The organism is Peptacetobacter hiranonis, from assembly GCF_008151785.1.
Lineage (GTDB): Bacteria > Bacillota > Clostridia > Peptostreptococcales > Peptostreptococcaceae > Peptacetobacter > Peptacetobacter hiranonis.
The window spans coordinates 2,074,516-2,089,461 of the sequence record NZ_CP036523.1; the positions used below are offsets into that span (position 1 = coordinate 2,074,516).

Genomic DNA, 14,946 nt, shown 5'->3' on the forward strand with positions numbered 1-14,946 from the left:
ATCTAAAATGGAACCTATAGAATGGACACTTGTAAAAAGGTGTTTCATCTATAGGTTCTTTTTTTGTATAATTTTAATATAGAGGTGAGTAATTTATGAGTAAAAAACAATTTAGTAAAGAAGAAACATTAGAGCTATCAAAAAATCCATTTGTAAAGAATGTAAGCTGTAAATCAATAACATATACAAATGAATTTAAAATACATTTCATAACAGAATACAATAAGGGAAAAAATCCAACACAGATATTTAAAGAAGCAGGTTTTGACACTAACATCATAGGTGCAAAACGTATTAAATGCGCTAGCGAGCGATGGAGAAAGTCATATAAAGAAAATGGTATTTTGGGACTAGATGATTCTAGAGTTAATAATTCTGGAAGACCAAGAAAAAGAAAATTAACAGATAAAGAGATAATAGATAAGAAGGATGCTGAAATAGCATATCTTAAAGCAGAGCTAGAACTAGTAAAAAAGCTAGACTTCGAAGAAAGGCAGGTGATGAATAATAAGCTACCTTCGGTGAAAATATTCAAATTAATTAATGATGTAATAAATAAATATTGTTTAAAAAAAATGATAAAACATCTATGTATTGTTGCAGGAGTATCTAGATCTGGATTTTATAACTATTTAAAAAACAAGAATGTAATAAGCAAACAAGAAGAAAAGGATTTAGAAGCAAAAGAAATAATTCTTAAAGCATATAAGTTCAGAGGATACAAAAAAGGTTCTCGTTCAATAAAAATGATTTTAAAAAGTAAATTTAATATAATATTTAACAGAAAAAAAATTCAAAGAATAATGAAAAAATATGGAATTAAATGTCCTATTCGCGAGTCAAATCCAGCTAAACGTATGGGAAAAGCAAGAAAAGAACATCACACAGTTCCTAATAAATTGAATAGAGAATTTAAACAAGGTATACCAGGAAAAGTACTTTTAACTGATATTACGTATATGCCGTACGGCAATGGGAAAACAGCATATTTATCAACTGTAAAAGATTCTTCTACGAATGAAATTTTATCGTATCATTTATCGAAGAATTTAAAAATGGATATTGTTATTTCAACTATTAACAATCTCATGTTATCAAATTCAGACAAATTACATAAAGATGCATTTATTCATTCTGATCAAGGAGTTCATTATACAAGTACTATTTTTCAGAACTTGTTAAAAAAATATAATTTAGGTCAATCTATGTCTAGAAAAGGTAATTGTTGGGACAATGCTCCGCAGGAGTCATTCTTTGGTCATATGAAAGATGAAATAGATTATAAAAGTTGCAATACATTTGAAGAGTTAAAAAGTTTAATAGATGATTATATGGATTATTATAATAATGATCGTTGTCAGTGGAATTTAAAACAGCTGACTCCTATTCAATATAGAAGTCAGCTGCTTGCTGCTTAAGACTTTTTTATATATGTCCTTGACATAGGGACCATTTTAATCTGCAATAGCCCTTATTTTTTATGTATACATATGTATTTTTGCTATTCTATTTTTCTCTACTTTTTCTATACAGAATTTAATATTTCCAATCTCAATTACTTCTTTTTCTTCAGGAAGTCTGTCAAGATAACCTATTAGATATCCACCTATAGAATCGAATTCTTCTGTTTCTATTGATGTCCCTATAAGCTCATTAACTTCTGATATCCTAGTACTTCCATCTACTATGTACTCGTCTTCTTTGATAACTATTATATCGTCTTCATCTTCATCGTATTCGTCTTCTATATCTCCTACGATTACTTCAACTAAGTCCTCAACAGTTAAAAAACCTGAAGTACCACCATACTCATCAAGAACTATAGCTATCTGAGTTTTTGCTTTTTTCATATCCTCAAGAAGCTGAGTTATCTTTTTAAATTCATAAGTAAAGAATGGATCTCTCATGTAATTTTTTACAGAGAAGTATTCTTTTTCTTCATCACTTAAGAATATCATATCTTTTATGTTTATTATACCGATGATATCATCTACAGAATCTTCGTATACAGGAAGTCTACTTAATTTTTCTTCTCTAAATACTTCTATTATTTCTTCATAAGTATCATCGACTTCAACAGTTACCATATCCATTCTCTGAACCATGGCATCTTTAGCCTGCATATCACCAAATTCAAATACGTTGTTTATTATTTCTCTTTCTTCAACTTCAAGAACACCTTCTTCATGGCTGACATTTACCATAGTTTTTAGTTCTTCTTCAGTTATAAACGCATTTTTTTCATCTGTTTTTACACCAATTATTCTAAACATAAATTTAGTAAATATATTAAATACCCATACTATTGGTGATAGTATTGTTATTATCAATTTTATTGGTTTTGAAACCAGTAGAGCAACTTTTTCTGAATTATTTGCTGCTATTGATTTAGGTGTTATTTCCCCAAATATAAGGATTATGATTGTCATAATCGCAGTAGCTGCAGCAACACCATTTGCTCCAAATTTCGCTGTTAATAATGCAGTTGATATAGATGTAGCTGCTATATTAACAACGTTGTTTCCTACTAATATAGAATTTAATAATTTATTAGGACTTTCTATTAAAGATGCAACTAAATCCGCATTCTTTACCCCCTCGTCCTGCATATATCTCATTCTTATTTTACTTAATGACATTAGAGATGTCTCTGATGCCGAGAAAAATGCCGATCCCATAATAAGGATGACTAACCCGATAATCTGAATCCAACTTTCGAGCGATTCCAAAATTTACCACACTCCTATTTAACTTTTCTATCATTTTTCTTTTAAATTATATATTTGATTTCCATTATATCATAATTGAAGATACTTTTGTAAAATTATTAAATTATTTAAATGTTAACTTTCAGATATATATCTAAAAAAAATAGAACTGCTAATCACATTTCATCAAAGTGATAGCAGTTCTGTTTTTCTAACTATATTCTATTTTAACTTTTGATCCTTCTCCAATTTCACCAGCTGTTACAACTAGTTTTACCGGAACCCTATTTTTTAATTCTTCAACATGCGATATTATTCCTATACTTAAATTAGAACTGTGTAATTTTTCTAATGATTCCATTACAGTATCAAGTAGTTCTACATCTAATGATCCAAATCCTTCATCTAAGAAGAAGAACTCGAGTGGTGCATTACCCTTCATCTGTATCTGAGATGATAATGCAAGTGCAAGTGATAGAGATGTTAAGAATGTTTCTCCTCCAGAAAGAGTGTCAACTCCTCTTCTTTCTCCACCATTGAAATTATCTCTCATAACAAACTCTAGAGCGTCGTTTATTTCAAGTGCATATCTTCCATTGGTAATTGTAGAAAGTCGCTTTGATGCCTCAAGTGCAATATATTTTAAGTGATTTGTTGCCACATATTCAACAAATTTATTTCCTTGAATAATTCTATCAATTTCATCTAATAGTCTATAATCATTTGAAACCTCGTCATATTCTGATTTTATCTTTTTCTTCTTTTCAAGGTCTTTTTTCATTGCGGTTATTCTATCAAATAAAACAGCGTTGTTTTTTTCAAGCTCACCTATTTCATCTTTTAATAATACAATTTCTTCGTTTAATCTATCAAATTCTTCTTCTTTTACTTTTCTACCATCTAACTTTTTCTCTAAATCATCTATTTTAAAGTCTAGATTTTTTCTACCTTCATCATAGTCAGATATCTCTTTTCTCATAATTTCAATATCTACGGTAGGCATAACAAATTTCTTAACAGTATATGCACTATCAAATCTATATTTGGCTAGCATATCTTTTAATACTTTTTTATAATAATCTAACTGCTCTTCAGTGGTATTACATTCTCCCTGAACCTTACTTCTAAGGGAATCCTTGTCTTCTCTAGCCTTGCTTTTATCGTCGAATTCTTTTTTAAGATCAGCATAACTACTATTTATTTTATTTATTTCCTGCTCTGTTTTTTCAAGCAATTCATTAGGATTTTTTCCTCTAGTTATTCTCTGGGCTTCATCTGTCTTTTCTATATACTGCTTTTTATTTCCTTCAAAGTCTTTTTCTATTGAAGAAATTTCAACTTCTATAGAATGTATACTCGTTTTGCAGTCGTCAAATTCTTTATCTATCTCAAATTTTATGTTTCTAAATTCAGATAGTTCTTTCTCAACATTTTCTGATTCTATTTCATTTGCCTTTATTTCTTCTAATTTAGAGAATATATCATCTACCTTGGTAATTCTTTTTATAGATACTATTTCAAGCTCAAGATTATCTTTTTTAGATTTAAGTTCTGATACATTCTCTGATAAACTAAGTCTACGCCTCATTATTCCTTTTAGTAACTCATCTATTCTAGTAAATTCTTTATCATTTCTAGAATAATCATCCTTATATCTTTTTAAATCCTCTTCTAATCTATCTTTTTCAATATTCCAATCAGATACAGCTCTTTTTTCTGCTTCTAAATTTCTAGTTTCTGAGTCGTATTTCTTAGAAAGCTCTATAGAATTTCTTTCTCCTATTTCAGCTTTTTTCTTATTTATAGCTTCAGTTTTTATCTTTTCTTCAGATATATATCCACTTCTCTTTATTTTTAATGAATCTAGTCTTTCTATTTCTTCTCTTTCGTTTGCCTTTTCCTTGTTTAAAATTCCTTCATAATATTCTATTCTATCGTCGTAATTAGTGCTGTCAGTTCTCATATGGTCTAAAGATCCGCAAACTGGACAAGGTTTACCATCTTGAAGTTCTTTTCTTATATCTGAAACTCTGTTTAAATATCTAAATTCCTCTATATTCTTCTTAGCAGTTTCCATATCTTTTCTAACTTTAGACAGTCTATCCTCAGATGTAGATATTTCCCTACTCACCCTATGTCTTTTTTCTAAACAGTCGTTTAACTCATGCTGAAGATTATCCCTTTCTTCTTCAAGCTGCTTTAAAGTTTTAAGCTCAGATTTCATTTCTGTAACATACTCTGTCTTTTTAGTTATTTCTTCTGCTGTAAGAGGAGAATTTTTTATCATTATATTAATTCTATTTTCAACTTCTTCTATTCTTTCTTTGACAGAAGCTCTATCTCTTCCAACCAATTTCAAAGCTATATTATTTTCACTATATTCAGCTTCACATTTCTGTAAATCAATTTCGCTTTTTTCTAGCTCTTTTTTTACTTCATTTAATTCTTTTATATGTGAGTATCCCTTTTCTATATTCTGACGGAAAGCTGCTGGTACATTTATTTCATACAGTCTATTTTCGCTATCTTTAATTTTCCCAGCATAAAGATTTTGTTGTGCTTTGATATCTTCAATATTTTTTAGAAGTTCTTTTTTCTTACTTTCTAGTTTTTCACCTTCTACCTTTAGTCTTGTAAGTCTTTCACTTAACTTATTAGTTTCTTCTAATAGATGTATAGCTCGTTCAAATTTTACTTTATCCTCACTCAATCTAGGGATAGTATCGTCTTTTTTTCTTTCTATTTCAGCAAATTTCCCTCTAGATATTTCTAAATCCTTCTTAATTAACCTTATTTCTTCTTCAATTATTTTTAATTGATTCTTAGAGTCCTCAAACTGCTTCCGAAGCTTTTCAACATTGTCTATATAAGGGTCTATCATATTTGCATTTTCTGCCCTAGACATTTTCTTTCTTTTTTCTTCTATTTCTTCTTTTTTATCTTCATATACCTTTAGTAATTCTTTTGCTTCATTGTACCGCTTCTGATTTTCATATATGATTTTATCTATATCGTATTTTTCAACCTTTTCTTTATACAGTCTATTTTTAACTCTACAATCTTCTTTATCGATTTCTAATTTTTTTATCATTTCATCATATTTTTCATCGGTTACCTCTTCATAGTGAGATAATGATACTTGAAGCATATCTACATGAGTTTTAGTTTTATTTTTTCTATGTCTTACATTTTCTATTAATTTCTTTCCATATTTTTCTAGGTTGAATATTCTCTCTAGCATATTTCTTCTATCTATTCCACCTAATTTTAAGAAATCATTAAACTTGTCCTGAGGAAGCACTACAGATTTTGTAAAGTCGTTTGCTGTTAGTCCAATTATTTTTATTATAGTTTCATTTACTTCATTTACCTTATCAGCAAGTACATTCTCACTTCCATCTCCTAGCTTCTCAATTACTCTTGCATAAGATGTCTTAATTCCACCAGCCTTGCTTCTAATTATATGTCTATCAACTACATATCTTCTTGAGCCTATTTCAAATTCATAACTTATTTCTGCCTTTTCAGATAAACTATTTATGTATTCCTTTGTATTTCTGGCTATACTTCCATAAAGAGAAAGTGTTATCGCATCTAAAATTGTAGATTTTCCACTTCCTGTTTTTCCAAATATCCCAAAAAGACCTCTTTCTGTCAGTTTTTCAAAATCTATAGTCTGCTTATTGACATAGCTGTTAAGACCTTTTATTTCAAGTTTTATCGGCCTCATGCCTATTCTTCTCCCCCTTCTTCACCCGCTATTTTCATAAACATATCCATTAACTCACCTTTTGGCTCTACACCTTTATTAAATGTGTAAAAATCTCTGAATAGTTCAGCCATAGATTTAGTTTTTAAATCTACAGTTTTTTCTTCCTGCTGATATGTTATTACAGGTTTAATTTCTATTATATCTGCTAAATTCTTCTTCATAGCTTTTATATCTTCTTGGCTTATTATTTCATCTGTTTTTATTTCAAAATAAGACCACATACTTCTTCCCCGATTTTGCTCGCATATATCTAATGCCTCTTGAACTCCCCTACATTTGAATAACTCTATAGGCTTATAGTTATTAAACATTATATCTTCAAGTTTAGGTTTTTCATTTGGATGTATTTCTACAATTTTTGCACCCTTTACATATACCCTTTCACTTTTACTGTACTGAAGAGGAGATCCAGAATAATAAGAACATCCTAATTCAGATGCCTTTTGAGGCTTATGAAGATGACCTAGCGCAACATAATTTGCTTTATCTGGTAGGTCTTTTCTTTCAACTAAAAGGCTCCCTCCAAGTTGTATAGGTCTTTCAGAATCAGAACTTTCCCCTCCTACAACAAAAAGATGAGATACAGCGATATTTATACTATCCTCTTCAAAATCTTCCTGTAAATCTCTAAATATCTGACCTATTTTTTGAGAATAAGTCTTCTGTCTATCCTCATCTGTTTCAGCCTCAAATGCATCATTTAATCTTTTTTCACTAGGATATGGAAGAGTAAGTACATTTACTTTTTCCCCGTTTATGATTAATTTTGTCATTCCTTTTTTTGCTTCTACTATCTCAAATCCTTCAAATTTTCCAATTGATGTTTTGCTTAAAGGATTTCCAAATAGCAATATTCCCTGTTCAAAAGCAAGTGGAGATGCAGCCTCTATTCTCTCTGGGCTATCATGATTCCCCGCAATCACAACTACACATCTTTTTCCATTTGCTGCTATTTTAGATACAGTAGAGTAGAATAATTTTTCTGCTTCTGCAGATGGATTTGCTGTGTCGTATATATCCCCTGCGATTACTACCATATCAATATCATTATCCTCTACTATCTTAACAAAATCAGAGCAAAACATTTTCTGTTCCTCTATTCTCGAATGACCTTCTAGGTTTTTACCTAGATGCCAATCAGAAGTATGAATAAATCTCATAATTCCCCTCCCTTTCAAATAATTTTTTTCCAAATAGCTAAAAAAATAGCCTATGTATCTATTCTAACAGATTCATCTACACCAAATAAATATATATACTGTTCTTTTACTTTTTTATCTGTTATTTCTTCAATTACCTTTGCATAAATCTCAAGCTGCTTTCTATATCTGTCAACAACTTCTTCTCTATTTTCTTCATTCACAAAATCTGTTTTATAATCTAAAAGCACAATTTCTCCATTTTCTTCAAAGTAGGCATCAATTATACCTCTAAGCATTATACTTTCATCGTAATCAATTCCTTCTTTTGCAAATAAATTCTTCATATTAATCTCTGTATAAAATGCTTTTTCTCTTCCAACAAAGTCTGCATTTTTCATTCTAGTTCCAAGCTCTGATTTAAAGAATTTGTAAATCTTAAATGGATTGACTACATCAGCTTCTTTTTGAGTTATTATTTCCTTCTGGACAAATTCTTCAATTTGATTTTTTATTTCATCTATTGTGCTTACTCTATCCATATTTATTATCTGCATAACTAGATGAACAACACTACCTCTATGTGTAGGACTTAGTTTCTCATCTTTATTTTCTTGGATAAACTTAGGTCTTTTTATCTCTGTTTTTTTATTATTTCTACTTGATTCAATTTCATTAATATCTATTTCAAGATTGTCTTCTCTTTCAAGATTCCAAAGTCTTTTTATCTCAGTAACAGATATACTTCCAGATTTTTCTACACTCTTTTGATATGGATATTTAAAATCTAATCTATTTCTTACTATTTCACTATAGTCAACTTCTCTACTACTTGTAAGCTCTTCTCTTAAAACATCAGCTAAATTTATTTCTTCTTCGTCTTCACTTGAAAGTGTATAATCTTCTCTCTGGTGTATTTTAAATTTCCATTCAGACTCATCATTTTTTTCTACTATTTCAGAATCAAGTGGAAGTATTCCTCTAGCATCTTTGTGGGCTATTGCAACAGACATTATCCAATCTAAGAATGATGCAGATTTTAAAAGATTATATCTATCTAATTTATTATTCTTTGTTACCTTTTGAGAATTAGATGCCCATTTCTGTAAATTCTTTTCAACGTCATTTACAGCACCTGTTATTATCAATTTTTCTTTTGCTCTAGTAAATGCAACGTATAATACCCTCATTTCCTCAGAAAGCATCTCAACAACCATCTGTTTTTTCATAGCCTCTTTCATCATTGAAGGATATGATAATCTAGTTTCTAAATTTACCACCTGTGGTCCATATCCAAGTTCATGGTGGTATAGTATTCCTCTATTCATATCCATTTTATTGAATCTTTTTCCCATTCCTCCACAGATTACTATCGGGAATTCTAGACCTTTACTTTTATGAATACTCATTATTCTTACGACATCCGCATTTTCAGATAATGTCTTAGCTTCACCCATATCACTATCAGATTTTTTTAATTTTTCCACAAAGTTTATAAAGTTGAATATACCTTTAAAACTAGTATCTTCAAATTGTTTAGCTCTTTCAAATAATATTCTTAAGTTAGCCTGTCTTTGTTTTCCTGCTGGTAAAATAGCTGCATAGGCGTAATATCCTGTTTCATTGTATAAGTACCAAAGAAGTTCATCTGTACTAAGATATGAAGATCTTTCTTGGTAATCATCTAATCTCTCTAAGAAATCTCTAACCTTTTTATTATCACAATCGTCAAAACTTGCGTATATTTTCATAGCTTCATAGAATGATACATTTCTATTCACTATTCTTATATCTATAAGCTCTTCTGGAGTAAAGTTATAAATTGGAGATTTTAAAACTGCAAGTAATGGTATATCTTGCATTGGATTGTCTATTACTTTTAATAACGATACTATTGTCTTAATTTCTATAGTATCAAAATATCCTGTTCCAGTATCTGCATATACTGGAATATCCATATTTGTAAACTCCTCTGTCAACACACTTGCCCAGTTTGATGTAGCTCTAAGAAGTATGACTATATCCTTATACTTAGCCTGTCTATATCTCTTTTCTTCCTTATCGTACACCATCTGTATTTTTCCATCAGAATTTTTTCCAACAATTTCTTTAATTATCTTTCCTATTGCTCTAGCTTCAATCTGAATATTATCTAAATCCTCTTCCTCTTCAAGCTGCTCATCAGTTAAATTCTCATTTGCCTTCTTTTCAATTATATGAACGTCGCAACTTCCTCCGACTATCGCATTTTCTTCATAACATTCTTCAAATACAGCACCTGGATTTAGTTTTTCATCGTCATTATATTCTATCTCTCCAAGTTCTTTACTCATTATATTTTCAAATATAAAATTGACTGCATCCAATACGTTTTTTCTACTTCTAAAGTTTTTATAAAGCATTATTTTTCTTCCATCTTTATCTTTTTCTGTAGAATATGTTTCATATTTATGCAAGAATATTTCAGGTTTAGCCTGTCTAAATCTATAAATACTCTGTTTAACGTCCCCCACCATAAATCTATTCGGCATTTCTTTATTTGCAATACTGCTTAATATAGCTTCCTGAACTAGATTACTATCCTGATACTCATCTACAAATATTTCCTTAAACTCTTCACTATATCTCTTGGCTGTTTCTGACGGGATTTGGCGTCCATTTTCGTCCTCATCGACCAATATTTCAAGCGCAAAATGCTCTATATCATTAAAGTCAATTATTCCCTTATCTCTTTTAGCCTCTTCAAACTTTTTCCAAAACTCTAATACAGCATCTGAAATAGCTCTAACTATAGGATAAGACATATCTATTTCTTTTTTTATATCTTTTGAGTATCTATTTTTGTACATTTCTGCAACTTTTTTCATACTTTCTATAGCTTCTTTTCTATACTCAGTTGCAATCTTCCAAGCTTCTCTCATCTCATCTGGATCATCTTTTTTAATCTTCTTACCTTTTCTGTAATCTTCTGGGTAGAATTCTCCTATAGCCTTTATAAAATCATCCCATCCTTTATCAAGACTATTGTATACTACATCAATTCTTTCTGATTCAGTTATTATCTTTTGTATATTTTCTATCTCTCCTAAATATGGATGTACTGTAGCCAATGCTTTTTCCATATTTCCAACTATATCTTCGATCTCTGTTTTTACAGAGTTTATTACTATTCTTCCCCATTTAGAAGATGTAAAATCAAAATCATCGTCTACTAAAAATGCATCTGCAGATTCATTTAGCCATTTTTCAGGATTTGGAAACGACATTGCAAAGTTGTATATAGACATAATTAAACTTTGAACTTGATTATCTCCATTTCTCTCTGCAAAACTGTCTATAAGTTTTAAAAATCTTTTTCCCTTTTCTGAATTTTCATCTCCAAGATATCCCTGCTCATACAGTTCCTCAAATACCTCATCTATAGCTTCTTGTGCTATAAGCTGACATTCTGTAGTGTCACCAATTCTAAAGTTTGGATCCAATGTTATAAGGTGTATGTTATTTTTTATAACATCTAAACAGAATGAGTGTATTGTAGTTATATTTGCTTTATTTAAGAATAAAATCTGCTTTTGAAGATGCTCATTTGAAGGGTCTTTTTCTAAAGCTGTAGATATAGCATCCCCTATTCTTTCCCTCATCTCAGATGCTGCAGCATTAGTAAATGTAACGACAAGAAATTTATCTATATCTACTTTTTCTTCTGTATCTAGTATCATACTTATAATTCTCTCAACTAAAACTGCTGTTTTTCCAGAACCAGCTGCAGCAGATACTAGTAGATTTCCATCTCTATGGTCTATTACCTCTCGCTGTTCTTTAGTCCATTTTGTACTTCCCACTACTTCACATCTCCTTCCATCATTTTTATAACATCATCGCTCGTTCTATTAGGTATCACCTTATAGCAATTATTTTTAAGTGCTGTATCAAACTGACAAATAGATGAATAACTACAGAACCGACAAGAATCTTTATCATTTGATTTTTTAGGCTCTATTTTTATATTTCCGCTCATCATATCCGAACACAAGTCTTTTATAGATTTTTTTATGTATGCTCTTATAATTTCAAATTGCTCGTCTGTAACTCCAGCAGTACCTTTTGAAAGAGAGCCATCTTTATTTCTGGCAGCTTTTATTATTTTAGAGCTACTTTTTGGCTCTTCAAGTGCTTTATCCATATATGAAAGTATATCTAAATCTTTTATAATCATTCCTTTCATTTTAAACGATTCTATAATCCGCCGCTTAACCTCTTCATCATCCACAAGCGTACTTCTAGAAATTATAGGATTATCCATTCTACTGTATAACATTGCAGCTGGTTTTATTGGAATATTATCCGGTATTTCACCGCCTTCTAAAATTGCATCCATATATACCAGTAACTGTAATTGTAACCCGTAATATACATCGTTTAAATTGATATCATTTTTACCCCATTTGTAATCTACTATTCTTACAAACTCTTTATTTTCTTCGTTTATATATTTATCTATTCTATCTATCTTACCTATTAACTCTACTATTTCATTTTCTTTGTACTCAACCTGTATTGAAGGGTATTTCCGTTTTTTACCAAACTCAACCTCATAATCATCAGGTTCAAATCTTCCCTGCTTAATCTGATCTGCTATTATTTTTATAGAAACTGTTATAAGCACTTTTAATCTATGAGCAAGGTATTTATATTTTGGAGAACTTTCAAGTATAAATCCAGGTATTTTAGCTATTAGCTCATCTACCATTTCTGATACTCTAAGCTCTATATATTTATCATCTACCTCATGCCAAGTAATTCCGTCTTTATGCATAGTTTTAGAATAGTTTTCTATTACTTTATGTACAAAGCTTCCTACATCAGGTGCCGTAAATAGATATTCTTTTCTATCCTTTGCCTTCATTCCATATTCTATGAAATATGCAAATGGGCAGCTTGCGTATTTTTCTAATCTCGATACACTTATAGTCTTTGAATTATAAAGCTCTTTTATCTTATCCTCATCTACATATTCAAATTGATTTGTAAAGTCTATTCCTTCAACAATTCTTTTAGTTATATCATTGTATCTATCGTCATTTAGATAGTATTCGTATGTATCTTTCCAAATATCAGATATTCCATTTTCAAAATCTTTATCCGCAGCTTCCTTTATTTTATCTACCATTGTATTGAAAGTAGGTATTTTAGAATTTACTTCTTTTAAATCTTCTTCCTCATACACACCTTCTAAGAAATAACTTTTTATATCTACATATTTAAATAATTTTTTAATTCTAGATATTATTATAGATGCCCTCTGTGTTTTTCCCTCGCTATCAGCAATAGGGTAGCTTACAGTAAGTTTATCTGATGTCGCAGTTATAGCCTTATAAACCAAGAATTGCTCTTCAAACACCCTTTTTCTACTGTCTTTATCTAGCTCCACATTCATATCAGATAGTTTCCCTCTATCTGAGTCAGAAAGAAGTCCATTCTCTTTTGAAGGCATTGGGAATACTCCATCTACAGTGCCAATTAAATACAGGTGCTTAGTATTTGGATTGTTCATTCTGTCTACTTCTGTTACTGTTACCTGGTCTATACTAGGTGGTATAGTCTTTAACTCGTACTCATCAAGTGCAATATTTACAATTCTTATAAATCTTTCTAGAGAAATTTTTTCATCGCCCATAATCTCTACAAGCTGGTCTAATAAGTCAGAAACTGTATTCCAAACCTGAGAATATCTAGCTGCAGATTCTAACATTCCTTTTTCTCTAAGTATATCTATTGTATTCTCTATCTTTTCAAATATATTTATATCCTCTAAAAACTCATACAGATATCTACAAATATCTTCAACTGTTTTTCTATTTTTAGAAGAGAGTTTCTCGTCAAATCTTTTAATAGGAGCAATTACCCTATTTTTTATATCATTGATTCTTTTCTTAGTTTCTAGTTCTTCTTCACTTTCTTCGTATTCATAAAAAGAATTTGGAAGTCTATATTCCCAGACATCTTCAAACCACTTGTTTCCTGATATTCCATTTGCTATTACATAATTTTCAAGTAGACTTATCTCATCCTCTGTAAAATCTAAAAGCCCACTTTTTAAATATCTAAACATTGTTTCATATCCGTATCTTCTCTTTTTCATTTCAAGTACAGATATAATCATTGTGATTATAGGGTTGTTTTTCGCCTCAGATTTTTTGTTGATATAGAATGGAATTTTATACTCAGAGAATATAGATTTTACAAGAGATTCATAAGAATCTATATTTCTTGCAGCTATGGTTATATCCTTGTATCTATATCTTCCATCTATTATATCGTTAGCTATTTCTTTTGCTACTTCTTCAACCTCATTGTATAAGTTTGAGTATTCTCTTATTCTTATTTTCTCTGTCTTCTTTTGATAAATACTATAAGGATATGAGTTGTAATATCTTTCAAGATGTTGTAACTCCTCATTTCCTATGAATCTTTTTATATTTTCGTTACAAAGATTTACATCTTTTTCTACCTTTATACCTTCTTTTTCGCATATATCTTTGATTCTATTGTATGTATTTCTAGTACTTGCAAAGTAGTCTGCGTATCCTGTCTTAAATGGAGAGTCCATTGTAAATAAGAATGTCGTACTCTTTGCTTTTTTCATTAGTTCTTTTAAAAGCTCGTACTGATTTGGTGTGAAACTAGTATATCCGTCAATATACAGATCCATATCATCTAAGAAACTACACTCAGCAATTTTTTCTGTAAGCATAACCACTCTATCGTGCATATCTACATAATCTTCGTGTAGTTTTTTTTCAAATTCTCGATAAATCTTAGCTATATCCTTTAGCTTCATAATCAAGTTTTCTGGAAGTGTATCCCCACTTTCCCCTATAATTTCATCAAGTCTATCTGGAGTTATCATAAACTGTTTAAGCTCTGAAATCATATCTGAAATAGCTGTTGTAAATCCAGGTTGTGCATATGATTTTGAGAATAATTCAAGATCCTTTGAAACAGCTTCTATTGAATTATGAGTAATTATCGCTTTTCCTGCAGCATTTATCCCTACTTTTGATAGATTTCCACAGTATGAAAATACTAAATCAGATAATGTCTTTAACCCCATAGGTCTAACACGCATATATTTATCCTTAGCCCCAGATGCAAACATATTACTTACTCGTTTTTCCATTTCATATGTGTACTGCTCTGGAATCAGTATTATTATTGGAGATTTTTCTTCTTCTAAGACAGCCTTTTGTTTTATTTCATTTAACATATATTCAGTTTTTCCGCATCCACTTCTGCCTAATATAAATCTAACTCCCATATTTCCCCC

6 protein-coding genes are annotated in these 14,946 nt (G+C 30.2%); 1 reads left to right on the forward strand and 5 read right to left on the reverse strand.

The features are described from left to right. Nucleotides 1-95 precede the first annotated feature (95 nt). Nucleotides 96-1,418: an IS3 family transposase gene (locus KGNDJEFE_RS09720; RefSeq protein ID WP_148881763.1), complete on the forward strand. Its 1,323-nt coding sequence runs from the start codon at nucleotides 96-98 to the stop codon at nucleotides 1,416-1,418. A 60-nt stretch (nucleotides 1,419-1,478) separates the two neighbouring features. On the opposite strand, the gene KGNDJEFE_RS09725 is transcribed toward KGNDJEFE_RS09720, so the two are convergent. The 5 genes from KGNDJEFE_RS09725 to addB all read right to left on the reverse strand — a co-directional run bounded on the left by KGNDJEFE_RS09725 (nucleotide 1,479) and on the right by addB (nucleotide 14,937). Next, nucleotides 1,479-2,732, reverse strand: coding sequence for an HlyC/CorC family transporter (locus tag KGNDJEFE_RS09725; protein ID WP_148881848.1), 1,254 nt, complete (start codon nucleotides 2,730-2,732; stop codon nucleotides 1,479-1,481). A 187-nt stretch (nucleotides 2,733-2,919) separates the two neighbouring features. Beyond that, the gene (locus KGNDJEFE_RS09730) at nucleotides 2,920-6,438 is read right to left on the reverse strand and encodes an SbcC/MukB-like Walker B domain-containing protein (RefSeq protein ID WP_006440788.1); all 3,519 of its coding nucleotides are present in this window, start codon (nucleotides 6,436-6,438) and stop codon (nucleotides 2,920-2,922) included. 2 nt (nucleotides 6,439-6,440) lie between these two features. After that, nucleotides 6,441-7,640, reverse strand: coding sequence for an exonuclease SbcCD subunit D (locus KGNDJEFE_RS09735; protein WP_006440787.1), 1,200 nt, complete (start codon nucleotides 7,638-7,640; stop codon nucleotides 6,441-6,443). A 50-nt stretch (nucleotides 7,641-7,690) separates the two neighbouring features. Continuing rightward, nucleotides 7,691-11,461 carry a helicase-exonuclease AddAB subunit AddA gene (gene addA / locus KGNDJEFE_RS09740; RefSeq protein ID WP_006440786.1) on the reverse strand — a complete coding sequence of 1,257 codons (3,771 nt, stop codon included), beginning with the start codon at nucleotides 11,459-11,461 and terminating at the stop codon, nucleotides 7,691-7,693. Then, the gene (addB, locus tag KGNDJEFE_RS09745) at nucleotides 11,461-14,937 is read right to left on the reverse strand and encodes a helicase-exonuclease AddAB subunit AddB (protein ID WP_006440785.1); all 3,477 of its coding nucleotides are present in this window, start codon (nucleotides 14,935-14,937) and stop codon (nucleotides 11,461-11,463) included. Before addB ends, addA begins: the two co-directional genes overlap by 1 nt. Nucleotides 14,938-14,946: the final 9 nt, after the last annotated feature.

Bases quoted from the DNA above. Each gene is read 5' to 3' on its own strand.
- KGNDJEFE_RS09720 (WP_148881763.1), top strand. From the start codon at position 96: ATGAGTAAAAAACAATTTAGTAAAGAAGAAACATTAGAGCTATCAAAA.
- KGNDJEFE_RS09730 (WP_006440788.1), bottom strand. From the start codon at position 6,438: ATGAGGCCGATAAAACTTGAAATAAAAGGTCTTAACAGCTATGTCAAT.
- KGNDJEFE_RS09735 (WP_006440787.1), bottom strand. From the start codon at position 7,640: ATGAGATTTATTCATACTTCTGATTGGCATCTAGGTAAAAACCTAGAA.
- addB (WP_006440785.1), bottom strand. From the start codon at position 14,937: ATGGGAGTTAGATTTATATTAGGCAGAAGTGGATGCGGAAAAACTGAA.